Origin of the sequence: Streptomyces sp. NBC_00400 (assembly GCF_036048035.1) — a bacterium.
Taxonomy (GTDB): Bacteria; Actinomycetota; Actinomycetes; order Streptomycetales; family Streptomycetaceae; genus Streptomyces.
The window spans coordinates 2,809,630-2,833,048 of record NZ_CP107940.1 but is presented as its reverse complement, the minus strand read 5'-3'; the positions used below and the strand labels follow the sequence as shown (position 1 = coordinate 2,833,048).

At 70.2% G+C, this 23,419-nt stretch carries 21 protein-coding genes and 1 pseudogene; 13 read left to right on the top strand and 9 right to left on the bottom strand.

Annotation, left to right across the window (positions count from 1 at the left end; all coding sequences use genetic code 11):
- Positions 1-19: 19 nt before the first annotated feature.
- Positions 20-235 (bottom strand): DUF397 domain-containing protein, encoded by a 216-nt coding sequence (locus tag OHS81_RS12320; RefSeq protein ID WP_328384829.1) that lies wholly within the window; start codon positions 233-235, stop codon positions 20-22.
- Positions 214-1,065 carry a helix-turn-helix domain-containing protein gene (locus OHS81_RS12315; protein WP_328384828.1) on the bottom strand — a complete coding sequence of 284 codons (852 nt, stop codon included), beginning with the start codon at positions 1,063-1,065 and terminating at the stop codon, positions 214-216. Before OHS81_RS12315 ends, OHS81_RS12320 begins: the two co-directional genes overlap by 22 nt.
- A gap of 462 nt (positions 1,066-1,527) precedes the next feature.
- Here OHS81_RS12315 and OHS81_RS12310 point away from each other — a divergent pair, with 462 nt between their 5' ends.
- The 6 genes from OHS81_RS12310 (at position 1,528) to OHS81_RS12285 (ending at position 5,834) form a co-directional block, all read left to right on the top strand.
- Positions 1,528-1,704, top strand: coding sequence for a hypothetical protein (locus OHS81_RS12310; protein WP_328384827.1), 177 nt, complete (start codon positions 1,528-1,530; stop codon positions 1,702-1,704).
- A gap of 65 nt (positions 1,705-1,769) precedes the next feature.
- Positions 1,770-2,243 (top strand): nuclear transport factor 2 family protein, encoded by a 474-nt coding sequence (locus OHS81_RS12305; RefSeq protein ID WP_328384826.1) that lies wholly within the window; start codon positions 1,770-1,772, stop codon positions 2,241-2,243.
- 242 nt (positions 2,244-2,485) lie between these two features.
- Entirely contained in the window at positions 2,486-2,983 is a 498-nt protein-coding gene (locus tag OHS81_RS12300; RefSeq protein WP_328391093.1) for a hypothetical protein, read from the top strand.
- Positions 2,984-3,799: 816 nt separating this feature from the next.
- Positions 3,800-4,513, top strand: coding sequence for a hypothetical protein (locus OHS81_RS12295; RefSeq protein WP_328384825.1), 714 nt, complete (start codon positions 3,800-3,802; stop codon positions 4,511-4,513).
- A complete protein-coding gene (locus OHS81_RS12290) occupies positions 4,513-5,193 on the top strand; it encodes a DUF4166 domain-containing protein (RefSeq protein WP_328384824.1) in 681 nt (226 codons plus the stop codon). Before OHS81_RS12295 ends, OHS81_RS12290 begins: the two co-directional genes overlap by 1 nt.
- Entirely contained in the window at positions 5,190-5,834 is a 645-nt protein-coding gene (locus OHS81_RS12285) for a TetR/AcrR family transcriptional regulator (RefSeq protein ID WP_328384823.1), read from the top strand. Before OHS81_RS12290 ends, OHS81_RS12285 begins: the two co-directional genes overlap by 4 nt.
- Positions 5,835-5,880: 46 nt before the next feature.
- On the opposite strand, the gene OHS81_RS12280 is transcribed toward OHS81_RS12285, so the two are convergent.
- Positions 5,881-7,554 carry a fumarate hydratase gene (locus tag OHS81_RS12280; protein WP_328384822.1) on the bottom strand — a complete coding sequence of 558 codons (1,674 nt, stop codon included), beginning with the start codon at positions 7,552-7,554 and terminating at the stop codon, positions 5,881-5,883.
- Between the two features lie 167 nt (positions 7,555-7,721).
- Here OHS81_RS12280 and OHS81_RS12275 point away from each other — a divergent pair, with 167 nt between their 5' ends.
- Together OHS81_RS12275 and OHS81_RS12270 are read left to right on the top strand one after the other, a co-directional pair.
- Positions 7,722-8,588: a DUF1707 SHOCT-like domain-containing protein gene (locus OHS81_RS12275; protein ID WP_443058690.1), complete on the top strand. Its 867-nt coding sequence runs from the start codon at positions 7,722-7,724 to the stop codon at positions 8,586-8,588.
- 308 nt (positions 8,589-8,896) lie between these two features.
- Positions 8,897-9,256: a WhiB family transcriptional regulator gene (locus tag OHS81_RS12270; protein WP_328384821.1), complete on the top strand. Its 360-nt coding sequence runs from the start codon at positions 8,897-8,899 to the stop codon at positions 9,254-9,256.
- A 148-nt stretch (positions 9,257-9,404) separates the two neighbouring features.
- Here the strand turns inward: OHS81_RS12270 and glpX are convergent, their stop codons facing one another.
- Positions 9,405-10,436, bottom strand: a complete 1,032-nt coding sequence (gene glpX, locus OHS81_RS12265; RefSeq protein WP_030981453.1) for a class II fructose-bisphosphatase — start codon at positions 10,434-10,436, stop codon at positions 9,405-9,407.
- A 236-nt stretch (positions 10,437-10,672) separates the two neighbouring features.
- Between glpX and OHS81_RS12260 the strand changes: the two genes are divergently transcribed.
- Positions 10,673-11,209 carry a DUF4245 domain-containing protein gene (locus OHS81_RS12260; protein WP_328391089.1) on the top strand — a complete coding sequence of 179 codons (537 nt, stop codon included), beginning with the start codon at positions 10,673-10,675 and terminating at the stop codon, positions 11,207-11,209.
- Positions 11,210-11,320: 111 nt separating this feature from the next.
- Here the strand turns inward: OHS81_RS12260 and OHS81_RS12255 are convergent, their stop codons facing one another.
- From OHS81_RS12255 to OHS81_RS12240, 4 genes are all read right to left on the bottom strand, one after another.
- A complete protein-coding gene (locus tag OHS81_RS12255; protein ID WP_328384820.1) occupies positions 11,321-11,914 on the bottom strand; it encodes a malonic semialdehyde reductase in 594 nt (197 codons plus the stop codon).
- A 262-nt stretch (positions 11,915-12,176) separates the two neighbouring features.
- Positions 12,177-12,473, bottom strand: coding sequence for an exodeoxyribonuclease VII small subunit (locus OHS81_RS12250; RefSeq protein ID WP_328384819.1), 297 nt, complete (start codon positions 12,471-12,473; stop codon positions 12,177-12,179).
- Between the two features lie 29 nt (positions 12,474-12,502).
- Positions 12,503-13,738, bottom strand: a complete 1,236-nt coding sequence (xseA, locus tag OHS81_RS12245) for an exodeoxyribonuclease VII large subunit (RefSeq protein WP_328384818.1) — start codon at positions 13,736-13,738, stop codon at positions 12,503-12,505.
- Positions 13,739-13,923: 185 nt separating this feature from the next.
- Positions 13,924-15,456, bottom strand: a complete 1,533-nt coding sequence (locus OHS81_RS12240) for an APC family permease (protein WP_328384817.1) — start codon at positions 15,454-15,456, stop codon at positions 13,924-13,926.
- 83 nt (positions 15,457-15,539) lie between these two features.
- Here OHS81_RS12240 and OHS81_RS12235 point away from each other — a divergent pair, with 83 nt between their 5' ends.
- Together OHS81_RS12235 and ppgK are read left to right on the top strand one after the other, a co-directional pair.
- Positions 15,540-16,571: a 4-hydroxy-3-methylbut-2-enyl diphosphate reductase gene (locus OHS81_RS12235; RefSeq protein ID WP_328384816.1), complete on the top strand. Its 1,032-nt coding sequence runs from the start codon at positions 15,540-15,542 to the stop codon at positions 16,569-16,571.
- Positions 16,572-16,655: 84 nt separating this feature from the next.
- Positions 16,656-17,549, top strand: coding sequence for a polyphosphate--glucose phosphotransferase (gene ppgK, locus OHS81_RS12230; protein ID WP_328384815.1), 894 nt, complete (start codon positions 16,656-16,658; stop codon positions 17,547-17,549).
- 13 nt (positions 17,550-17,562) lie between these two features.
- Here ppgK and OHS81_RS12225 read toward each other — a convergent pair.
- A pseudogene (locus OHS81_RS12225) lies at positions 17,563-17,901 on the bottom strand (DUF6542 domain-containing protein); the annotation flags it as partial.
- Between the two features lie 596 nt (positions 17,902-18,497).
- Here OHS81_RS12225 and ychF point away from each other — a divergent pair.
- A complete protein-coding gene (gene ychF, locus OHS81_RS12220) occupies positions 18,498-19,586 on the top strand; it encodes a redox-regulated ATPase YchF (protein WP_328384814.1) in 1,089 nt (362 codons plus the stop codon).
- A gap of 229 nt (positions 19,587-19,815) precedes the next feature.
- On the top strand, positions 19,816-23,418 hold the full coding sequence (locus OHS81_RS12215) for a type I restriction endonuclease subunit R (RefSeq protein ID WP_328384813.1): 3,603 nt from the start codon (positions 19,816-19,818) through the stop codon (positions 23,416-23,418).
- Position 23,419: the final 1 nt, after the last annotated feature.

Here is a 23,419-nt window from a genome sequence, read left to right as displayed (position 1 = left end):
CCCGGGCACCGCACGGATGTCACCTGCCTGCGGGGTGCCCACCCTTCAGGTCCGCTATGAAGGCGGCCCAGACGGGGGCAGGGATGAGCAGGGCGGGGCCGTGGGGGTTTTTGCTGTCACGGACGGGGACGAGGCCGGGGAAGCCGTCGGCTACCTCGACACACACGCCTCCCTCGTTGTTGCTGTAACTGCTCTTGCGCCAGACGGCTGTGCTCAGGTCAGGGGCGGCTCGCATGGGGTCCAGTCCTCCATTGCCACTCGGATCATCGCCGCAGAGTCGCGGGGCGAGAGGGCCATGGCCCTGAGCAGATCGTAGTTCTCCCGGCGGATGGTGACGTCGTTCTGGTCTTCGATGATCGTCCCTGAGTGACTGCCTTCTTCGTAGGCCCTCAACGGTTGGTGCGGCAGCGTGTAGAGCATGAGCGAGCCACCTGCTTCTGCGTGGCCACCGGCCGCGAACGGCAGTACCTGAATGGTGAGATGGGCTCTTGCACCCGCCTCCACCAGAGCAGACATCTGGCGGCGCATCACCCCGGCTTCACCGACCGGGCGCCGCAGCACCGCCTCGTCGAGGATGAACCAGCATCGTGGTGGCTTGGGTTTGTCCAACAGGGCCTGTCGATCGATCCGGGCCTGTACCAAGGTCTCGATCTCGGCATCCGAGGCGTAGGGGTTACCGAGTCGCAGTGACTCTTCCGCAAGTGCCCGCGTCTGGAGGAGACCAGGGATCGTGGCGCTCGCGTACTCCTTGATGGTGGTGGCCTTGCTCTCGATCTCGCCGATGACGCGGCAGTACTTGTCGGGGAACGGTTCCCTCTTCGCGAGGGCGTGCAAGCGAGCGAAGAGCTCGCCCGTGCCGAAGCATGCGTCCAGCTTCGCCGGCAGGTCGTCATACGGCAGCGACTCTGCGGCCTCGATCCGGGCAAGCTGCGACTTGCTGTAGTTCACCACGTCGGCAAGCCGTCTCAGCGACATGCCGGCCCGCTCCCGGTAGCGGCGCAGCTCCGCACCGAAGAGGTCGCGCACCGAGCGGTCTGGTGAGAGTTCCCGCGCTTCGAACGTCATCGGCCTATCCCTTCCTGTCCCCGAATGTGATCTGGGACAGCGACCCTCTGTTGATCGTAGCCAGCGCAGAGCAACCATGGGTCCACAGAACGTAATTACCCCGGCGGTCGCGCCAACGACCCCGGGGCATGGTCAACGCCGCGAAATGCACAGGAGCGTCAACATGTTGCAGCCTATTGCCCATTGCCTCGCGTGGGTGCGGGCTTTACTCATCCCGCGAGCGCCGGGCCGGCACCGGGCGGCTGCGCCCTCCCCGTGCTGCGGCCCGGTGGTCGTCCGTACGGTCCTCGTACGGCCGTGGAACCCGCCGTCGCTGCCGGGCCGGGTGCGGCGACGCAGGCCCGTCGAACCACCGCTGGACGGCGACACCTCACCCCTCGTCCGCCCCTACTAGGCCGCGTACGAGCGGCAGCCGCAGCCCGCAGAGGTGGTCTGGTGAGCGTCGGCCGCACACTGCCGGGGATGCCGGAGCCGCCCCGGCAGTCCTTGATGACGCTGCGGGTCTACACCGCGACCCGCGACGGCATCGTGAAAGACGAACGGGCGCCGGTCCATGTCGTGGCCGGTGACCGGTTCGACCTCTACGGGCTCAGCCAGGCCTGGCCGCCCTGCGCCTGCCCCCGTCATCGCGGGCGGTAGCGGTAGCCCACCGCCCGCCCGCAAAGCCGTGGTGGCGGTGCGTCCGGCGCTGCTACCAAGTAGGGATGGAAACCGAAGCTCTTGACCCCATGGAGTGCCTGCTCGCCGAGCGGGCCTGCGAGCGTCTGATCGTCGAGTTCGTCCGCCGGCTCGACCTCGGGGACCCGGGATCGGTGGCGGATCTGTTCACACCCGACGGGGTCTGGGAGTGGCCGCACGGCGACCGCCGGGTGCAGGGACGCGACGCGCTCCGCGACTACTTCGGCAACCGGCCCGCGGACCGGCTGTCGCGCCGTATGTGCACCAACATCCTGGTCACCGTCACCTCTCCGACGACGGCCACCGCCACCACCTACTTCGCCACCTACCGGGTCGACGGCTACCAGGAGGGCATGGTGCCGCCCCGGCCCCCGGCTCAAGTGGGGCACTACGAGGACACGTTCCACAAGCTGGACGGTGTCTGGCTGCTCGTCACCCGGACCCTGTTCCTGTCCTTCGCCGGTCCCACGGAGCGGCTCGGGGACCCCAGGGGGGCGTGAGGGCGCGGCCGGAACGATCGGCCCGAACTGCCCCCGAAGGGTTTATGTCTGTCCACGGCCAGGACGCCGGGTATGCGAGATTATGCAAATTACGCGAAATTCCTCCGGTTCCGTGGAGTCGGCCTCGTTAAGGAATCTCCATTTCCAGCAAACTCATTGCGTGCATATAGCCGCGCTGGTAGCGTCCTTCTCATAAAGATCAACACACTTCAGAGTGTTATTGGGGGATTGACTTCGTGAGTATGCGAAGCAAGGGGATCTCGACCGCGATCGCCTTCGCCATGACCGGCGCAATGTGCGGCATCAGCGCGCACACCGCAAGTGCAGCTTCGGGGGAAGGCGGAGGAGGCGCAGCCGTCGCGCGGCCGGCCGCGGAAGCGAAGATTCACGCTGCTGGAGTCGATGAAATCTGCGCAGTTCTGGGGATCGGCAGCGGTGCGGCAGGCCTTACCAAGGCACTGGCCAAGGGGGCGTCGTGGGTAGGCATCGGTGCCAGCGTCGGGTGCTATGCGTACACGAAGGCGAAGGAAGCCACGCCTGCGCAAAAGCGAGCTGCCATGATCAAGTCGTACAAGAACTACCAGGCAAAGAGTGATCTCGGGAAGCTTGAGGCGCTTGGTTATTCTTGCCGGAAGGAGGGTGGCGGCGGCGGTGGCGGCACCGACTTCGCCTCCTTCGCGGGGTACCGGGACATCAAAATGAAGGGCGTCACGTACAAGTGCGGCAACATCCGGGACTGACCGGTCGCCGCGGTCCGGGCCATGGAGAGCGGTGCTTGCTCTCCATGGCCCTGGCCGTAGTGAGCTTGCTGTGGTTCACGCAGGTCATGGCCCCATGGGCGACTGTCATGTGTGGGGCCGGCGCAGTCGGGGGAGGCCTGGGGGTGCTCTACTTCGGGTGGCGCTGCGTTCGCTCGCGCGGGGACTCGAAATAACGCCGATCCGGCCTCTGCTTGACGCTCCGCGCACTCCGCGCACTCCGCTTTGACGTCTTGGGAAATGTCGAAGCGTCGAACCGGTGAGGTGTCGAACCCGAACCGCCGTAGGATCTGCTCTTTACGTCTGCGACGGCGGATGGATCGGCCTTCCCTGATTCCCTCTTGTGCGGCATGCCTTGCTCACTTTGCTCATCCTGCTTGCGGATGCGGCAGCACCGGGGGCGGCAGCTTAAGCCCTCTTCGCTTCTTCCCGAATTCTTGCCGCAGCGTCCGTAGTTTTCGCGGCGCGACTCCTGGCTCTTCCCCCTTTCGTCGCCGTTCCTCGCCCACCACCCCGAGAGCCGCGTTTCCCCGGCCTCGCCGCAATCGGCCGGCTGACTCTCAGCGCAAACTCTTTCGGAACCTCTCCCGCGATTTCGCGCGGCGGGAATCCATGGGCCGTGATCGGCACAGGCCTCGCCCGCCCGCCTCGCCCTGCTGCCGGCCTTTCGGGCGTCGGCGGGACGCGACGGGCCCCGTACCGCCACCCGCACCGCCTTGAGCGACTGCTCAAAACGCTCTACCCTGCGTTTTGAGCAGTCGCTCAAACTCGTGGAACTCGTGGGATGGGGGGAGCCGCATGGGGCTGTACGTGGAGGTGCGGATCCGCGCCGGGATCGACGACGTGTGGGACCGCAGCCAGGTGCCGGACCAGCATCAGCGCTGGGACCTGAGGTTCAGTGAGATCGACTACCTGCCGTGCGCTCCGGGGGAGCCGCAGCGCTTCCGCTACGCCACCCGCGTCCTGCCGTTGCTCACGGTCGACGGCACCGGCGTCTCGGCCGGTGAGCGGAACCGGCCCGACGGCACCCGGACTTCCGCCCTCCGTTTCTTCTCCGCGCACCCGCTGTCGCTCATCGAGGAGGGCCGCGGGTACTGGCGTTACGTCCCGGACGGTGACGCGCTGCGATTCCTCACCGGATACGACTACCGGCCGCGCTGGGGGCGCTTCGGAAGGGTCGTCGACCGGCTCCTCTTCCGGCCGCTCATGGGCTGGGCGACCGCCTGGTCCTTCGACCGGCTGCGGCTGTGGTGCGAACGCGGGATCACCCCTGAGCGGTCGCTGCGCCATGCCCTCGCGGAACTGTGCGTCCGCATGGCCGCCGTCGTCGTCACCGCCGCGGCCGTGGCCCCCGTCACCGCACTCGCCGTGGCAGGCGCCGCGCTGCTGCTGCCGCCTCTGCCCGTCACCCCCGCGGCCCGCCGCTGTCTGCGCCGCCCTCCCGAGCGGGCCGCCGGACGCAGCGAGAGCGCTGCCGCCCCGGCCGCCCTCCTCGCCACCTTGGAGCAGTGATGACCTCGATATTCCAGCGTGCCCTGGGCGCCGACTTCGACCGCCTTCACCCGTACATCCGGCGGCGCTTCTCCGTCGGGCTCGACAGCGGTGAGGCGTGCATCGGGCGGGGCACGATGGACCGGATCTGGCACGGCCGCAGCTTCGTCCGGCCGTTCCTGGCCCTCGGCGGCAGCCGCAACATCCTTGTCCCGCAAGCCGGCCGGGACATCCCCTTCGTCATCGAGAACGTCCCGTACACGGACTCCTTCGGCCGCGAAACCGTCACCTTCGTGCGGACCTTCGCCTTCCCGCGCCGCCCCCGCCGCTTCGACGCCACCATGGTCTTCAGCCCCGAGCGCGGCTGCGTCGTCGACTACCTCGGCACCCACCAGCACCTCGCCACCGACCTGCACTTCACCGTGGACGACAGCGGGGCACTGATCATCCGCTCCGGCGAGCACCGCTTCCGGGAGGGGCCGGTCGACGTCCGGGTGCCGGACCTGATCGGGGGCGACGCCGTGGTGCGGGAGTCGTACGACGAAGCGGCCGGGCGCTTCCGGATCCAGGTGCGGGTCGGCAACCGGCGGTTCGGCCCGCTCTTCGGCTACGAGGGGTCCTTCTCCGCCGAGTTCGTGAACGCCGCCGAGCGCGGAGTGCGCGCCGGGCTGCGGCCGGTGCGCGAGGAGGCCCGGGCATGAGCGCCGACGACACCCGTACGAAACTGCTCGCCGGTGCGCTGCGGACGCTCACCGAACAGGGCCTCGCCAAGACCTCGGCCCGCAGCATCGCCACCACCGCAGGAGTCAACCAGGCCCTGGTCTTCTACCACTTCGGCAGCGTCGACGAACTCCTCGCCGCCGCCTGTCGGTACGGCGCGGAGCAGCGCGTCGCGCACTACCGCGAACGCTTCGCCCGGGTCGGCAGCCTCGCCGAATTCCTGGAGCTGGGCCGGGAACTGCATGCCGAGGAGCGCGCCGCCGGCCATGTCGCCGTCCTCGCCCAGCTCCTGGCCGGTGCCCAGACCCAGCCCCGCCTCGCCCCCGCGACCGCCGCCGGACTCGCCTCGTGGATCGAGGAGATCGAAGGGGTGCTGGCACGGGTACTGGCCGGGACGCCGATCGCCGCGTTCGTGGACGTCGCGGGCCTCTCGCGGGCGCTCGCGGCGGGCTTCGTCGGCCTGGAGCTGTACGAGGGCGTGGACCCGGAGGGGGCGCTTGCCGCCCTCGACGCACTGGAGCAACTGTCCGGGCTGGTCGGTGTACTGGAGGATCTGGGGCCGGTCGCCCAGCGGGCCGTACGCGCCCGGATCCGCCGCAGTACGGCCCGGCGGAGCCCCTGATGAGACGTCAGGGGCTCCGTGGCGGCATCCGGGTCCTGCCGGTGCGTCAGCTTCCCGAACGCACCGGAATGCTCGTGAACGTGGGCGCCGGTGCCGGGTCCTGGAAGAAGTCGTTTCCCTTGTCGTCGACGACGATGAAGGCCGGGAAGTTCTCGACCTCGATCTTCCAGACCGCTTCCATGCCCAGCTCCTCGTACTCCAGGACCTCGACCTTCTTGATGCAGTCCTGGGCCAGGCGCGCGGCCGGGCCGCCGATGGAGCCGAGGTAGAAGCCGCCGTGCGCGGCGCAGGCGTCGGTGACCTGCTGGGAGCGGTTGCCCTTGGCGAGCATGACCTTGGAGCCGCCGGCCGCCTGGAACTGCTCGACGTAGGCGTCCATCCGGCCGGCCGTGGTCGGGCCGAAGGAGCCGGAGGCGTAGCCCTCGGGGGTCTTGGCCGGGCCCGCGTAGTAGACCGGGTGGTCCTTGAGGTACTGCGGCATCTCGTCGCCGGCGTCCAGCCGCTCCTTGATCTTCGCGTGGGCGATGTCGCGGGCGACGACCAGGGTGCCGGTGAGGGAGAGCCGGGTCTTGACCGGGTGCTTGGTCAGCTCGGCCAGGACGTCGTCCATGGGGCGGTTGAGGTCGATGGCGACCGCGTCGAGGTCGGGGCCGGCGCCCTCGGTCAGCTCCTCGTCCGTCGTCTCCGGGAGGAAGCGGGCCGGGTCGGTCTCCAGCTGCTCCAGGAAGACGCCCTCAGCGGTGATCTTCGCGACGGCCTGGCGGTCCGCGGAGCAGGAGACGGCGATGGCGACGGGGCAGGACGCGCCGTGGCGGGGCAGGCGGACGACACGGACGTCGTGGCAGAAGTACTTGCCGCCGAACTGCGCGCCGATGCCGATCTTCTGCGTCAGCTCGAAGACCTTCTCCTCCAGCTCCTTGTCGCGGAAGCCGTGGCCGGTGGGCGAGCCCTCGGCGGGCAGCTCGTCGAGGTAGTGCGCGGAGGCGTACTTGGCGGTCTTCATCGCGTACTCGGCGCTGGTGCCGCCGACGACGATCGCGAGGTGGTACGGCGGGCAGGCGGCCGTGCCGAGCGAACGGATCTTCTGCTCCAGGAACTTCATCATGGAGGCCTCGTTGAGGACCGCCTTGGTCTCCTGGAAGAGGAAGGACTTGTTGGCGCTGCCGCCGCCCTTGGCCATGAAGAGGAACTTGTAGGCGCCGCCGTCGGTCGCGTACAGCTCGATCTGGGCCGGGAGGTTGGAGCCGGTGTTCTTCTCGTCCCACATCGTCAGCGGGGCCATCTGCGAGTAACGCAGGTTCAGCTGGGTGTAGGCGTCGTAGATGCCGCGGGAGAGGGCCGCCTCGTCGCCGCCCTCGGTCAGGACCTGCTGGCCGCGCTTGCCCATCACGATCGCGGTGCCGGTGTCCTGGCACATGGGCAGGACGCCCGCGGCGGCGATGTTGGCGTTCTTCAGCAGGTCGAGCGCGACGAAGCGGTCGTTGCCACTGGCCTCGGGGTCGTCCAGGATCTTGCGGAGCTGGGCGAGGTGGGCCGGGCGCAGATAGTGCGCAATGTCGTGCATCGCCTCGGCGGCCAGCTTGCGCAGCGCCTCCGGCTCGACCTTGAGGAACGTCCGTCCGTCGGCCTCGAAGGTGCTCACGCCCTCCGCGGTGACGAGGCGGTACGGGGTGGTGTCCTCACCTACGGGGAGAAGGTCGGTGTAGGCGAATTCCGGCATCGAAGGTCATTCCTTACTCGGAGAGGTCCGGCTGGCATCTACGGCAGCGCCTCCACAGCGTAGAACCCCGGGGCGCGGACGCCGCTGTGAGGTCAGGCTCAGTCGGCGGGAGAGCCGTCCCCGCCGATCCCTAGTCGCGATCTATCGCGTTTCGGTACGCTGGGCCGGTGGATGCAGACAACGGGGGACGACCGGGCCCCGAGAACCCGCCCGGACCGCTTCAGAAGCAGGACGAACCGCACGCGCGGCAGCCGGTGAACATGACCAAGCCGCCGTCCGCGCCGGCTGCGGTGGCCGAGGGGGACATCAGGGCCTCCGACGCGGACCGCGACCGGGTCGCCGAGATCCTTCGCGAGGCGCTGGCCGAGGGCCGGCTCGATCCGGAGGAGCACGCCGAGCGGATCGACACGGTCTACCGCGCCAAGACCATGGGCGAACTGGAGCCCGTCGTACGGGATCTGCCCGCGGCGGGCGCCGGCCGCGCGCAGCAGGGCCCGGACGCGTACGTCTACGGCCCCCGCGCCCCGGTCCCGGACCAGAACCTCGTCGCGATCTTCAGCGCCTCCGTGCGCAAGGGCCGGTGGCAGGCCCCCGCGCGGATCAACGCCTTCGCGCTCTTCGGCAGCGTCGAGATCGATCTGACCGAGGCGGTCTTCCCGCAGCAGCAGGTCCAGATCAATGTCACCGCCGTCTTCGGCAGCGTGGAGATCCGGGTCCCGGAGAACATCACCCTGCGCAGCAGCGGCTCCGGCATCCTCGGCAACTTCGAGATCGAGACCCATGACGCCGAGGACGGCAACGCCCCGCAGATCCTGGTCAACGGCTATGCCGTACTGGGCAGCGTGGAGGCCAAGCCCAAGCGCGGCGCCTGGATCCGCGATCTGCGCGACCGGGTATGGGAGGACCACCGGGCGCTCCGCCACGAGCTGCGCGAGGAGCGGCGTGAACGGCACCACCAACTGCGCCACGACCGCCAGGAGTGGCAGGAACGGCTGCGCTCCGCACGGCGCGAGCGCCGGGACCGGTTCCGGTAAGGGCGCGGAACCGGGGGAGGGCAGGGGGCGGAACGCGGGTGTCCCAGGGGTGAGAGCGCGGGCCCGTGGGGACGGGTACGGCGATCGGCCACCGCCCGGGCCGGGGTGAGCCGTCGGAGGTGGCTTGGAGGCGGCACCACCCGCGATTGTCTCGTTGTCGCACGATCGCCACGGTGTGCATAAGCGTGCGTACAGCGGGTAGGGCTGGTGCATCGTCTCTCGTACGGCTGCGGGGTGCGGAAATCGGCCGTGCGCAGCGAGACGGGCAAGGGTGATTCTCGCGCCGAAGCCGTCGTCAGGAGTAGACCGTGCTGCTACCGCATCAGCCCCTGCAGGATGCCGCTGTCGTTCCGTCCCAGCAAGTGCCTGATCGCGACGAGGCCGGCCCCTGGCATTCGGAGGCGGTGTGCCGCCGGGATGAAGCCGGGCTGTTCTTCGCCCCGTCCAAGGAACCGACCGCCGCGCGGCTGGCCAGGGAAGAGGCCGCGAAGCGGGTCTGTGCCCGCTGTCCCGTGATGGTCGAATGCCGGGAGCATGCTTTGCTCCAGCCCGAGCCGTACGGCGTCTGGGGCGGCCTCACCGCGGCCGAGCGCCGGGTCGTACTGACCCGTCGGCGGCGCCGGGAGGCCGATCTCCAGCGAGCCGCCCATATGCCCGCGGCCGGATAGCGGCCGCGCGAGGCTTCGGCCCATAGGACGTACCCCAGGCAGGACGCACCCCAGGGCGTATGGGCCACTTCGCCCCCGCCGGAGACTCTCCGGCGGGGGCGAAGTGTGGGGACGGCGGGCCGGTTGCACGGGCCGGCCGCATCCCTCGCTAGCTGGGGCGCTCGAAGTCCACCGAGCTGTACGCACGCAGCTTGGACAGCCGGTGCTGGGAATCGATCTGGCGGATGGTGCCGGACTTGGAGCGCATCACCAGGGACTGGGTGTAGGCGTTCTCGGCGCGGTAGCGCACGCCGCGCAGCAGTTCGCCGTCGGTGATGCCGGTGGCGACGAAGAAGACGTTGTCGCCGCGGACCAGGTCGCCGATCTCCAGCACCTTGTCCAGGTCGTGCCCGGCGTCCAGGGCCCGCTGCCGCTCCTCGTCGTCCTTGGGCCACAGCTTGCCCTGGAAGGCGCCGCCCAGACACTTCAGCGCACAGGCCGCGATGATGCCCTCGGGCGTACCGCCGATGCCCAGCAGCAGGTCCACGCCGGTGCCCTCACGGGCCGCCATGATCGCGCCGGCCACATCGCCGTCGGCGATGAACTTGATCCGGGCCCCGGCCTCCCGGACCTCCTTGACCAGGCCGTCGTGGCGGGGCCGGTCCAGGATGACCACGGTGACGTCCTCGACCGCGGACTTCTTCGCCTTCGCGATCCGCTTGATGTTCACCGCCACCGGCGCCGTGATGTCGACGAAGTCCGCCGCCTCCGGGCCCGTGGCGAGCTTGTCCATGTAGAAGACCGCGGACGGGTCGAACATCGAACCCCGCTCGGCCACCGCCATCACGGACACGGCGTTCGCCATGCCCTTGGCGGTCAGCGTCGTCCCGTCCACCGGGTCCACGGCCACGTCGCACTCCGCGCCGGTACCGTCACCCACGCGCTCGCCGTTGTAGAGCATCGGGGCGTTGTCCTTCTCGCCCTCCCCGATGACCACGACGCCGTTCATCGAGACGGTGTGGATCAGGGCGCGCATGGCCTTCACCGCCGCGCCGTCCGCGCCGTTCTTGTCACCTCGCCCCACCCAGCGGCCCGATGCCATGGCACCGGCCTCGGTGACCCGGACGAGTTCCAGGGCGAGGTTGCGGTCCGGCGCCTCGGGGCTGACCTCGAGTGGGGACGGGAGATGATGCTCGCTCATCGAGCGCACCTTTCTGAACGGCGACGGCCGTGAAGGAATGAGGGTGGCTGTGCGGGGGTGCGGGGGTTTTCCCCGGAGGTTCACAGTATCTCCAGGCCGCCAAAATGAGCAGAGGGCCCTACGCATGAGCAGCGGTGGGGGAGCCGGTCACCTGGGTGTTTGCACAGGTGACGGGCTTTGCCGGGGGGCCTGTCGGGGTCGCGGCGGGGATGGGGGACCATAGGGGCGTGGCAGGTATGCGAGGCAGGCAAACGGTGCGGGACATGGTCCTGTCACTGGCGGTGATCGGCATCCTCGTCGGGGCGATCTATCTCTTCATCCCGCACGACGAGAGCGCGGACGCGGCGCGGAACGCGGTCAAGAAGGTCGACTACCGCGTCGAACTGATCACGGCCCGGCGGGCGGCGCCCTACCCGGTCGCCGCGCCCGAGGGGCTGCCCAAGACCTGGCGTGCCACCTCCGTCTCGTACAAGGCGAACGAGGACGGCAAGGGCGGTGCCTGGCACCTGGGCATGCTCGACCCGGAGCAGGAGTACGCGGCCGTCGAGCAGAGCGACGCCACGCCGCGGAAGTTCATACAGGAGGTCACGCTCGGCGCGACCAAGGCCGAGGGCAAGCAGGCCGTCGGCAGCAAGAAGTGGGACCGCTACAAGGGCGACAAGTACAACGCACTGGTCCGCGAGGAGCCCGGGGTGACCACGGTCGTCACCGGCACCGCGCCCTACGGGCGGCTCGCCGACCTGGCCGCCGCGCTGGTGGCGAAGAAGAGCTGAGCGGCGCGGACGCCGAGCAGGAGACCGAGGAGGCCGCCGCACCCGGGAGGGGTGCGGCGGCCTCGTGCGTGGTGCGGGCGGGGATGTCCCGCGGCGCCGCCGTGCGTCTGCTCAGACGGTGGCGACGGCCTCGTCGAAGGTCAGCCGCGGGGAGCGCGGGAAGAACGCGTCGGTGCCCGGCTTGCCGATGTTGATGACGAGGAACGACTTCTGCTTGCCGTCGCCGAAGAACTCCTTGTCGACGCCGGTGAAGTCGAAGCCGGTCATCGGGCCGGCGGCCAGACCGGCGGCGCGGATGCCGACGATGAAGTAACCGGCCTGGAGGGTGGCGTTCTGGGTCCCGGCGACCTCGCGGCGCGCGGCCTCGGAGAAGAAGGTGTCCTTGATGCCCGGGGCGTGCGGGAAGAGCTGCGGCAGCTTCTCGTGGAAGTCCAGGTCCACGGAGAGGACCGCGGTCAGCGGCGCGGCGAGGGTCTTCGGGCCGTTGGCGCCCATGGCGTGGTTGACCAGGCGCTCACGGGCCTCCTGGGAGCGGACCAGGGTTATCCGCAGCGGCGACTGGTTGAAAGCGGTCGGGCCGAACTTCACCAGGTCGTAGATGGCCTGGACCTGCTCGTCCGTCACCGGCTCGTCCGTGAACGTGTTGGCGGTCTGGGCCTCCCGGAACAGGAGGTCCTGAGCGGCGGCGTCAAGGGCGAGAGACATAAAGGCACCTCGGTGAGTGAGCTGGGTCAGGTTCTGTGGCACTGCAGACATTAGTGATCATGCACGCACTACAGGGGTCGTACGGCACACCACTGTAGTTCAGATAGATTAAGTTTCAACTAAAACCGGGGTGCTGTGAGGCGGTTCACAGGGATTTGCCTTGCCCCTGCGGTCTTTGTAACGGGGGCGAGGAGCCGGCCGGGGTCTCGCCCCCAGCGCGCTCCGCCGCTACGCGCGCTCCGCCGCTACGCGCGCTCCGCCGCTACGCGCGCTCCGCCTCCGGCCCGTCCGGGGACTCCGTCAGCGCCGCGTCCAGCCGCGCCCGCGCGCCGTCCAGCCAGCGCCGGCAGACCTTCGCCAGCGCCTCGCCGCGCTCCCACAGCGCAAGCGACTCCTCCAGGGTCGTACCGCCCGCCTCCAGGCTGCGGACGACCTCGATCAGCTCGTCCCGCGCCTGCTCGTAGCCCAGCGTGGAGTCCACCGACTCCACCGGGGCCGCCGCACCGGCCGCCGCACCCTGCTCCGCGTCCGCCGCGCCATCCGTCTTCGCCTTCGCCATGTCTCCCACCCTAAGAGTCTGTCTTTGCACTATTCGGGGGGTGTGACCGCGCCCGGGACGCCGTCCACCCGCACCCTGAACTCGCCCTCGGCCACCCGGGCCCGCAACGCTTCGTCAGCGCCCACCTCGTCCGGTGAGCGCACCGCCGTGCCGTCCGGTTTCTGGAGCACCGCATAGCCGCGCTCCAGCGTCGCCTTGGGGGAGAGCGCGACCACCCGGGCCAGGGTGTGCGTCAGCTCCGAGTCGGCGCGGTCCAGCAGATGCCCCAGGGTCCGCCGGCCGCGCTCCAGCAGCGCCGTGACCTGCTCCTCGCGGTCCTCGACCATCCGCTGCGGCCGCTGTATGCACGGCCGCTGCAGCGCCGCCGCGAGCCCCCGCTCCTCCCGCTGCAGAAAGCCGTCGACGGCGCGCAGCGCCCGCTCCCGCAGCTGCTGGACCCGGGCCAGCTCCTCGCCCACGTCCGGTACCACCTTCTTCGCCGCGTCGGTCGGCGTCGAGGCACGCAGATCGGCGACCAGGTCCAGCAGCGGAGTGTCCGGCTCGTGCCCGATCGCGGAGACGACGGGCGTCACGGCCGCGCTCACGGCCCGGACGAGCTGTTCGTCGGAGAACGGCAGCAGGTCCTCCACGCTGCCGCCGCCCCGCGCGACGACGATCACGTCCACCTCGGGCAGCGCGTCCAGCTCCTGGACCGCCGCGACCACCTGCGGGACCGCATGCACCCCCTGGACCGGCACATTGCGCACCGCGAAACGGACGGCCGGCCAGCGGTGCCGGGCGTTCTCCAGGACGTCCCGCTCGGCGGCGCTCGCCCGGCCGCAGACCAGCCCGATCAGCTGCGGCAGGAACGGCAGCGGCTTCTTGCGGTCCGCGGCGAACAGCCCCTCCGCCGCCAGCGACTTCTTCAACTGCTCCAGCCGGGCGAGGAGTTCACCGACCCCGACCGGCTTGATCTCGGCGGCCCGCAGCGACAGCTGGCCACGCGGGGCGTACCACTCGGGCTTGGCGTGCACCACCACCCGGGCGCCCTCGCTCACCACGTCGGCGACCTTGTCGAAGACCTGGCGGTAGCACGTCACGCTCACCGAGATGTCGTACGACGGGTCACGCAGCGTCAGAAAGACCACTCCCGCGCCGGGGCGCCGCGAGAGCTGGGTGATCTGCCCCTCGACCCACACCGCGCCGAGCCGGTCGATCCAACCGCCGATGAGCCGGGACACCTCGCCGACCGGGATCGGCGTTTCCGGGGACGTAGAAACAGCCATACGAGCGAGACTAGCGGCGGGCACTGACAGCGGCGGCGCGCTCGCGCGGTGCGTGGCCCGGCGGGCGGGCCCTCCTGTTACGGGTGCGCTTGCACCGGAGGGGCCCGTCCGCACCCGTCGGCCCGTACCCCGCCTGCCCGTACAGGGCCCGCGCCCGGCCCGCACCTCCGCCCCGCCCCCACCCTTCACCCCCGCACCCCGCCCCCGCGCACCCACCCCCGGTACTGCACCGCCAGCACCACCAGCCCCACCACCAGCCAGGCGCCGCCCACGGCCTGTGCGGCGGCCGAGGCCTCGGCGATCACCGCGACCACCACCGCCAGCCCCAGCACAGGCACCACCAGATGCCGCAGCACGCTCGGTGGCCCGTCCGCCCGGCGGATCCAGAACCAGCCGGTCACCGACGCGTGCAGCAGCCCGAACGCGGTCAGCGCCCCCACGTTCACGACCGACGACAGCTGGTCGAGCCCGTCGTCCCTGCGGGCCGCCCACACCGCCGCCACCAGCGACACCAGCGCCGCGCCCAGCAGCGCCCTGCGCGGTACCCCGCTGTCCGCGTCCACCTTCGACATCGCCCCGGGCAGCCGCCGGTCCCTGGCCATCGCGAACAGCAGCCGGCCGGCCGCCGCCTGCCCCGCCAGCGCCGCGAACGCCGCGCCGATGGCCTTGCTCACCGCCACCAGGTCGTGCAGCCAGCGGCCCACCGACGCGTCGACCGTGGCGTAGAAGGCGCCGCCCTGCTCGCCCGGCCGGGCCGCCAGCTCCGCCGCGCTCATCGGCATCAGCAGCGCCGCCAGATACGTCTGCACCGCGAACAGCACACCGGCCACCGCCAGGCAGGCCAGCACCGCCCGCGCCACCCGGTCCGGCCCCTCGACCGCCCGGTCGTGCCGCCGGGCCCCCCGGGCCCCGGCCGTCCCGGCAGGCGCCCGGCCCCCGGCCGTCCCCGCAGGCGCCGGGCGGCCCCCGGCCTCCTCCGCGAACGACGCGATCGCGTCGAACCCCAGGTACGACAGCACCGCCACCGACACCGCGGCCAGCACCGCCCGCACCGAGAACCCGCCCTCGCCGGTCAGCGGTTCGGCCCAGCCCCGCGGAGCCCCGTGCGCGATCAGCTCGGCGACCGCCGACACCACGAACACCGCGAGCACCACGATCTCCATCGCCAGCACCGCGAACCCCACCCGGGCCGCCGTCCGCACGCCCCACAGATTCAGCAGCGTGGTCACGGCCACCGCCAGCGCCGTCCACACCCACTGGTGCACGGACGGCACCAGCGCATGCAGCGCGATCCCGGAGAACAGATACGCCACCGCCGGAATCAGCAGATAGTCCAGCATCGCCATCCACCCGGCGACGAACCCCGCACCCTCGCCCAGCCCCACCCGGGCGTACGTGTAGACCGAACCGGCCTGCGGGGCGACCCGCACCATCTGGGCGTACGAGTACGCGGTGCATGCCATCGCGACCGTGGCGACCAGGTAGACGGCGGTGACCGCACCGTGCGAGGTGGCCTGCAGCGTGCCGAAGATCCCGACCGGCGCCATCGGGGCGATGAACAGCAGCCCGTAGACGACCAGATCCCGGAACGTCAGCGTCCGCCGCAGCGCACCGGGGACGCCGGAGTCCCCGCCCCCGCCGGCCGCGGTGTCCGCTCCGCCGCCGGGCGCCTCGCCGCCCGCCCCCGCGCCGCCCGTGCCGCCGCTCGTGCCCGGCATCCTGCCTCCTCGCTCCGTGCCGACCCAGTCTCGGACAACGGCGCGATCTTCCGGGGCGGGGCCACGCCTTTACGATGGGACGCATGACTTCCTCGCCCAGCCCGACGCCCGCCACCACCCCGGGCGAAGACGCTTCGCGCCGCAGCGGCCGGCGCAAGGTCCTGCTCGCCGCCCCCCGTGGCTACTGTGCGGGCGTGGACCGCGCCGTGATCGCTGTCGAGAAGGCCCTCGAGCAGTACGGCTCCCCCGTTTACGTCCGCCACGAGATCGTCCACAACAAGTACGTCGTGAAGACCCTGGAGAAGAAGGGCGCCATCTTCGTCGACGAGACGGAGGAGGTGCCCGAGGGCAACATCGTCATCTTCTCCGCGCACGGCGTGGCGCCCGTCGTCCACGAAGAGGCCAAGCGCGGCAAGCTCGCCACCATCGACGCCACCTGCCCGCTGGTCACCAAGGTCCACAAGGAAGCCGTCCGCTACGCCAAGGAGGACTACGACATCCTCCTGATCGGCCACGAGGGCCACGAAGAGGTCATCGGCACCAGCGGTGAGGCGCCCGAGCACATCACCCTGGTCGACGGCCCCGAGGACGTCGCCAATGTCGAGGTCCGCGACCCGGAGAAGGTCGTCTGGCTCTCCCAGACCACCCTCTCGGTCGACGAGACCATGGAGACGGTGGACGCCCTCAAGGGCCGCTACCCCAACCTTCTCTCGCCGCCCAGCGACGACATCTGCTACGCCACCCAGAACCGCCAGATCGCGGTGAAGCAGATGGGCGCCCAGGCCGATCTCGTCATCGTCGTCGGCTCCAAGAACTCTTCGAACTCCGTGCGCCTGGTCGAGGTGGCACTGGGCGCCGGTGCCCGTGACGCCCATCTGGTCGACTACGCCGAGGAGCTCGACGAGGCCTGGCTGGAGGGCGTCGCCACGGTCGGTGTCACCTCCGGCGCCTCCGTCCCCGACGTCCTCGTCCACGGCGTCCTGGACTGGCTCGCCCAGCGCGGCTACGAGGACGTGGAGACCATCACGGCCGCCGAGGAGTCCATCCACTTCTCGCTGCCCAAGGAGCTCCGCCGGGACCTGCGCGCCGAGGCCAAGGCGGCAACCGAGGACTGAGCCCGCCGCGTTCGCCGCGCCGCCCCGGGCACCGGTCGGTGCATCCCGGGGGCGGGCCGCCCCGCCGACGCCTAGCCTTTTCCCATGAAGGTCTTCGGTGTGGACATCGGCGGATCGGGCATCAAAGGCGCCCCGGTGGATCTGGAGCGCGGTGAGCTCGCGGAGGAGCGCCACAAGGTGCTGACCCCGCATCCGGCCACCCCGGATGCGGTCGCGGACGGCGTCAAAGAGGTCGTGGACCACTTCGGGTGGTCGGGACCGGTCGGGGCGACCTTCCCCGGTGTGGTCACCGACGGGACGACCCGTACCGCCGCCAATGTCGACAAGGGCTGGATCGGGCTCGACGCGGCCGCGCTGCTCACCACGCGGCTCGGCGGCGAGGCCGCCGGCAGCCCCGTCACGGTGCTCAACGACGCCGACGCGGCCGGCCTGGCCGAACTGCGCTTCGGCGCCGGCCGCGGCCGCACCGGCACGGTCATCGTGCTCACCCTCGGCACGGGCATCGGCAGCGCCCTCTTCACCGACGGCCGCCTGGTGCCCAACTCCGAGCTCGGCCACCTGGAGCTGCACGGCCATGACGCCGAGAAGCGGGCCTCCACCAAGGCCAAGGAGGACGAGGCGCTGAGCTGGCAGCACTGGGCGCACCGGGTGCAGAAGTACCTCGCCCATGTGGAGATGCTGTTCTCACCCGAGCTGTTCGTGATCGGCGGCGGGGTGAGCCGCAAGGCGGAGAAGTTCCTGCCGCTGATCGAGGGCGTCAGCGCGGAGATCGTGCCGGCTCAGCTTCAGAACAATGCGGGGATTGTGGGTGCGGCGATGGCTGCGTACGCCGCTCGGGCTGGCGAGCCACCTGCCGCGGACGGTTCCCCGGCCGCGGGCGCTCCCTCCCGGGCGTCCGCCCCGTCGGCCGGTCCTGCGGACCGCGCGGTGCGCTCTGCGGTCGACTCGCCGGTCGGCTGGCCCGACGCCGGGCAATGATCAGCACCCGGCGGACGATCGCGAGCAGCGCGCTGATCAGCGTGCCGGTGTAGAGCCAGCCTGCGTTCAGGGCGAGGACGGTGAAAACGCCCATCAGCAGCCCGTCGAACCCGTCCGCACCGTGCTGCAGCGGCAGCGCACCGAGCGTGAACGCGATCGGCAGCGTGACCGGCGCAATGACCAGGTCGAACGGCCTGACCCAGAGCGCCGCGCCGACCCCGACCAGCACGTAGCAGACGCCGTACGGGGCCGGTGCGCCGCCGAGCAGCAGCCGGTCCAGGAAGGCGAAGGCCAGCAGCGCCAGCGTCGCCAGCAGCCAGCAGCCGAGCCCGGTGAGCTTGGCGGCCGGCATCCGGCGGCGCAGGGCGGGGGGCGGGGACGGCAGGGGGCGTTGGGGGCGCGCCCGGTAGACGGTCGCGGACTCCACGCCTTCCGGTGGGGCCGGGGTGCGTCCCGGGGCCGCCGTCCCGGGCACCCGGGCGGGCGCGCGGAGGGGGCCGGCCGGTGCGGGACCGCGCGCGCCGGCCCGCACGACCGCGGGTGCGGACGCCGGTACGGCCGCGAACCCGGAGGCCCGCATCGCGGTGAGGAAGTCGTCGTCGGGGTCGGGGGCCACGGCCTCCGCGGGGCGCGGGAGCCGGGCGTCCTGGCCCGCGGGCGGACGTGCGGACCGCGGCGGGCTGTGTTGGGGGGTGCGCGCTTCGTGTTGCTCCACTCGTCAACGGTAGGCCGCTAAGTGGGATTAACCGGTTGCGGGACACGCGCATTGGGCCGAGGTTCGGACTGATTCGCTCCGGGCCCGGGGGCGGGCGGGGGCGCGGCCGGTCCCGGTGACGGCGGCTCGGTCCCGGTGGCGGCGGCTCGGCCCCGGCCGCCCCGTAGACTGGTGGATCGGCCCTCCCGGGGCCGTGCCCACCCCACCACCTCGCTCGGAAGTCGAGTCGCCACGTGTCGCTCACGATCGGAATCGTCGGTCTGCCGAATGTCGGCAAGTCGACCATGTTCAACGCCCTGACCAAGAACGACGTGCTGGCGGCCAACTACCCGTTCGCCACCATCGAGCCGAACGTCGGCGTCGTCGGTGTCCCCGACCCGCGGCTGGCCAAGCTGGCAGAGATCTTCGCCTCCCAGAAGATCCTCCCCGCCACCGTCGACTTCGTGGACATCGCGGGCATCGTCCGCGGCGCCTCCGAGGGCGAGGGCCTGGGCAACAAGTTCCTCGCGAACATCCGCGAGTCCGATGCGATCTGCCAGGTCATCCGCGCCTTCAAGGACGAGAACGTCGTCCACGTCGACGGCAAGGTCTCGCCCAAGGACGACATCGAGACCATCAACACCGAGCTGATCCTCGCCGACCTCCAGACCATCGAGAAGGTGCTGCCGCGTCTCCAGAAGGAGTCGCGCATCAAGAAGGACGTGGCCCCGAAGGTCAAGGCGGTCGAGGAGGCCAAGGCGATCCTGGAGAAGGGCGACACGCTGTTCTCCGCCGGCATCGTCCAGGGCTCCGGCAACGAAGAGCTCCTGCACGACCTCCACCTCCTCACCACCAAGCCCTTCCTCTACGTCTTCAACGTCGACGAGGACGAGCTGACCGACGAGGACTTCAAGAACGACCAGCGCGCCCTGGTCGCCCCCGCAGAGGCGATCTTCCTGAACGCCAAGCTGGAGGCCGACCTCGCCGAGCTGGACGAGGACGAGGCCCTGGAACTCCTCCAGTCCGTCGGCCAGGAAGAGCCGGGCCTGGCCACCCTCGCCCACGTCGGCTTCAACACCCTCGGCCTGCAGACCTACCTGACGGCCGGCCCCAAGGAAACCCGCGCCTGGACCATCAAGAAGGGCGCCACCGCCCCCGAGGCCGCCGGAGTCATCCACACCGACTTCCAGAAGGGCTTCATCAAGGCCGAGATCATCTCCTTCGCCGAGCTGGTGGAGACCGGCTCGGTCGCGGACGCCCGCGCCGCGGGCAAGGCCCGCATGGAGGGCAAGGAGTATGTGATGCAGGACGGGGATGTGGTGGAGTTCCGGTTCAACGTCTAAGACGTCCCGGTTCCATGTTTAATTGGAGTTTCAACTAAATTTGGGCGTCCTGTAAAGGCGCCGGTCAAGAGGGGTCCGTCAATCCGAGACGGGCCCCTCTTGTGGCTCCATCGAAGGCTGGACGACGTGATCGATTCATTTGCCGGAGAGGAGTGCCCGGTCAGACGTAGGGTGAGAGGTCTTGTCACAGGTGAGGGCCGGATGTGGCCTGGTCGAGGAGCGGCAGCGTATGAGCGGGCGGGCACGGCGTCGTGAGCAAGTTCCGGAGCAGCTGAAGGTAGCGGCCCGAAGGTCTCCCAACTTCGGGCGGCTCTACGCGATGCAGCCCCTACTCGCGATCTACGGTTCCCAGGCCGAACAGTCGGTCTTCACCAACCCCAACGTCTCGTATGTGGCGTCCGGCCAGTTCGGAGAGGTGCTCGCCGAGGAGCTGGTCCAGCGCGCAGGGATGCGCATCGAAGGGGCCCGCCAGGTCGACCGGCTCGCCGGGCTCCAGCGGGCTGGTCTGCTGCCGGGCCGAACCCGGGACGCCTTCGACACCCTTCGCCGAGGGCGGAACGACGCCGCGCACAACCACCTCTTCGACACCAGCAAGGCCCTCAAGGCCGTTGAACTCTGCTTCCAGCTCGGGCAGTTCTTCTCCCGCGCGATCGATGGCGTCCGCGAAATCTCTGCGTTCGTACCGCCGCGGCTGCCGAGTGACGTGGCGGCCGGGCCCGCCGAGCTCGAGGAGCTCCGCGAGGCGCTCGGCCACCACCAGCGCACCCTCGCCGAGTCCCGCACCCGCCTCGGCGAGGTCGGCGACCGCCTGGAGGCCGAGCAGCGTGGCCGGGAGGAGGCCGAGAAACTGACCGCGGCCGCCGAGCAGGCCCGCGCTGAGTCGGAAGCACTGGCCGCGAGCTATCGGGAGGAGATCGAGCGGCTCAGGAGCGAGCAGCGGAGCCGTTACAACCAGGAGCGGCTGAAGCCCCGCCCGGTCGCCGCCGCCGCCCGCGAGGCGATCGTCGCCCGTGCGCAGCGGCCCGAACCGCTCAACGAGGTGCAGGCTCGTGTCCGTATCGACGAAATGCTTGCCGCGGCCGGCTGGACCGTCCAGGACAAGGCCAACCTCAACCCGCTCGCCTCCCAGGGCGTCGCGGTCCGCGAGTTCGCCCTGGCCACCGGCCGCGCCGATTACGTCCTCTACGTCGACGGCATGATCGTCGGCGTCATTGAAGCCAAGCGTGAGGGCACCGCCCTGGCCGGCGCCCTCGCCCAGAACGAGCGGTACGCGGCCGGTGTCCTCAAGGAACACTCCCTGGCGGTGTGGCACGAGGACGAACCGTTCGCCTTCCGCTACGCCACCACCGGCGCGGAGACGTTCTTCGTCAACCTCCTCGACCCGCACGCCCGTTCCCGTCCGGTCTTCGCCTTCCACCGGCCCGAGACCTTCGCCGTCTGGATGAAGCGGGCCACCGAGCGCCCCGAGGCTCCCACCTTCCGCGCCGCTCTGCGCACCGGGCTCCCGGTCCTGGAGACCCACGACCTCCGCGCGGCACAGGAGGAAGCGATCACCGGCCTGGAGCACTCCCTCGGCCAGGACAAGCCGCGCGCCCTGATCCAGATGGCCACCGGTGCGGGGAAGACCTACACCGCCGTCACCGAGGCGTACCGGCTGCTCAAGCACGCGGGTGCGGGCCGCATCCTCTTCCTCGTCGACCGCAACAACCTTGGCCGCCAGGCCAAGGCCGAGTTCGACAAATACCGTGCCCCGGACGAGAACCGTAAGTTCACGGACCTCTACAACGTCGATACCCTCGGCCGGGCCGGCCTCCAGGAGACCTCCGCCGTCGTCGTCTCCACCATCCAGCGCATGTACTCCCTCCTCAAGGGCGAGCCGCTGGCGGACACGGGCGAGGCCGAGGACCGCGAGGACGCCTCCACCCTCGACGAGAACTACATGACCGACCGCCCGGTCAGTGTCGAGTACAACGCGGACGTTCCCATCGAGTCCTTCGATGTGATCGTCATCGACGAGTGCCACCGCTCCATCTATGGCCTGTGGCGCGGCGTCCTCGACTACTTCGACGCCCACCTCGTCGGCCTCACTGCCACCCCCACCCGCCAGACCAAGGGCTTCTTCGACAACAACCTGGTCTCGGAGTACACCTACGAGCAGGCTGTCGCCGACGGCGTCAACGTCGACTTCGACGTGGTCACCATGGACACCTCGGTACGGGAAGCGGGCGGCGCGAAGATCGACAAGGGCACCACGGTCCGTATCCGCGACCGCAAGACCCGTACCCAGCGGTACGAGGAACTGGACGAGGACTTCGCGTACACGGTCGGCCAGATCGGTCGCACGGTGATCACTGAGGACGAGATCAGGGCCGTCCTCACCGCCTACAAGAACAACTGGCAGCGCTGGTTCCCGGGCCGTGCCGAACTACCCAAGACGCTTGTCTTCGCGGCGAGCGACGACCACGCCGACGAGGTCCTGAAGCAGGTCAAGGAGGTCTTCGGACGCGGTGACGCCTTCGCCAAGAAGATCACCTACCGGTCCCGGGACAAGGGCGACGACCCTGAGCAGCTCGTCAACAACCTGCGGAACTCGCCGCTGCTCCGGGTCGCCGTGACAGTCGACATGATCGCCACGGGGACGGACGTCCGCGCCCTGGAGTGCGTGGTATTCCTGCGGGCCGTACGCAGTCCCGTCCTCTTCGAACAGATGAAGGGGCGCGGCTCCCGCACGATCGACGCCGACGAGCTGAAGGCCGTGACGCCGGAGGCGGCGGCCGACCTCGCCAAGGACCGTTTCGTCCTGGTCGACGCGGTGGGCGTCACCGCGTCGCCGCTGGTCGACACCCGGCCGATGCTGCCGCCGGACACCGGTGCCCTCAGCACGGACAAGCTCATGGACAAGGCGGGCAGCCGCTCCCTCACCGCCGAACAGGCCGAGACGCTCGGCCGTCGCCTGGCCCGCCTGGACCGCAAGCTCACCGGGGAGGAGCGCGAGCAGATCAAGCAGGCTTCGGGCGGCGTCCCACTCGGCGAGTTGGTCCGCCGGATCTCGGACGCGGTGGATGTCGACACCCAGGACCGGGCACACCGGGAGGGCGGCGCGGACCAGGCCCGGCGCCTCGTCCAGGGCGCGGTCGAGGTCCTGACCACGCACCCGGAGCTCCGCAAGCTGATCGTCGGCATCAAGCAGCAGCACGACCTGACGTACGACGCGACGACCGAGGTCGGGGTGCGGCTGACGGAGGTCCCGCGAGAAGAACGCGCGGAGAAGGAACTCGCCGAGTGGCGCCAGTTGTTGGACAGCCGTCGGCGCGACGAGCAGGCGGCGGAGGCGATCGCACTCCAGGTGATCCTCGGCAGCGGATCGCGGGTCCGCCCGCAGGAGGCACGGGCCCATCTTCGCGAGCTGCTCGCCACCATCAAGGCCACCAACCGAACGTGGACCCCGAAAGTCATATGGGACCACTATGACCTGCTCGGCAAGGCGTCGGAATCCCTGTCGAAATCGGCCGGCCTCGGCGACCTCATGAACCTGGTCCGCTACACGCTTGGCGCAGACGACGAACTCCGCCCTTACCGTACGGTGGTCGAGGAGCGCTTCGGGGGCTGGCTGCTGCGGCAGGACCAGGCGGGCGTCGAATTCACCGAGGACCAACAATGGTGGCTGCACCGCATCAAGGACGCCATCGCGGTGGACGTGGGCATGGAACGCGAGGACTTCAGCCACCTCCCCTTCTCGGCGAAGGGCGGCGGCCGCGGCTTCGCAAACGCCTTCGGTGATAAGGACCGGGCGCTGGAACTGCTGGACGAGCTGAATCAGGAACTGGCTTGAG

Coding starts and splice junctions, on each gene's coding strand:
- OHS81_RS12260 (WP_328391089.1), top strand. CDS start 10,673: ATGCGAGGCAGGCAAACGGTGCGGGACATGGTCCTGTCACTGGCGGTG.
- OHS81_RS12285 (WP_328384823.1), top strand. CDS start 5,190: ATGAGCGCCGACGACACCCGTACGAAACTGCTCGCCGGTGCGCTGCGG.
- OHS81_RS12280 (WP_328384822.1), bottom strand. CDS start 7,554: ATGCCGGAATTCGCCTACACCGACCTTCTCCCCGTAGGTGAGGACACC.
- OHS81_RS12215 (WP_328384813.1), top strand. CDS start 19,816: ATGAGCGGGCGGGCACGGCGTCGTGAGCAAGTTCCGGAGCAGCTGAAG.
- glpX (WP_030981453.1), bottom strand. CDS start 10,436: ATGAGCGAGCATCATCTCCCGTCCCCACTCGAGGTCAGCCCCGAGGCG.
- OHS81_RS12240 (WP_328384817.1), bottom strand. CDS start 15,456: ATGCCGGGCACGAGCGGCGGCACGGGCGGCGCGGGGGCGGGCGGCGAG.
- OHS81_RS12310 (WP_328384827.1), top strand. CDS start 1,528: ATGCCGGAGCCGCCCCGGCAGTCCTTGATGACGCTGCGGGTCTACACC.
- OHS81_RS12255 (WP_328384820.1), bottom strand. CDS start 11,914: ATGTCTCTCGCCCTTGACGCCGCCGCTCAGGACCTCCTGTTCCGGGAG.
- OHS81_RS12315 (WP_328384828.1), bottom strand. CDS start 1,065: ATGACGTTCGAAGCGCGGGAACTCTCACCAGACCGCTCGGTGCGCGAC.
- OHS81_RS12235 (WP_328384816.1), top strand. CDS start 15,540: ATGACTTCCTCGCCCAGCCCGACGCCCGCCACCACCCCGGGCGAAGAC.
- xseA (WP_328384818.1), bottom strand. CDS start 13,738: ATGGCTGTTTCTACGTCCCCGGAAACGCCGATCCCGGTCGGCGAGGTG.
- OHS81_RS12320 (WP_328384829.1), bottom strand. CDS start 235: ATGCGAGCCGCCCCTGACCTGAGCACAGCCGTCTGGCGCAAGAGCAGT.
- OHS81_RS12250 (WP_328384819.1), bottom strand. CDS start 12,473: ATGGCGAAGGCGAAGACGGATGGCGCGGCGGACGCGGAGCAGGGTGCG.
- OHS81_RS12300 (WP_328391093.1), top strand. CDS start 2,486: ATGCGAAGCAAGGGGATCTCGACCGCGATCGCCTTCGCCATGACCGGC.
- ppgK (WP_328384815.1), top strand. CDS start 16,656: ATGAAGGTCTTCGGTGTGGACATCGGCGGATCGGGCATCAAAGGCGCC.
- OHS81_RS12295 (WP_328384825.1), top strand. CDS start 3,800: ATGGGGCTGTACGTGGAGGTGCGGATCCGCGCCGGGATCGACGACGTG.
- OHS81_RS12290 (WP_328384824.1), top strand. CDS start 4,513: ATGACCTCGATATTCCAGCGTGCCCTGGGCGCCGACTTCGACCGCCTT.
- OHS81_RS12305 (WP_328384826.1), top strand. CDS start 1,770: ATGGAAACCGAAGCTCTTGACCCCATGGAGTGCCTGCTCGCCGAGCGG.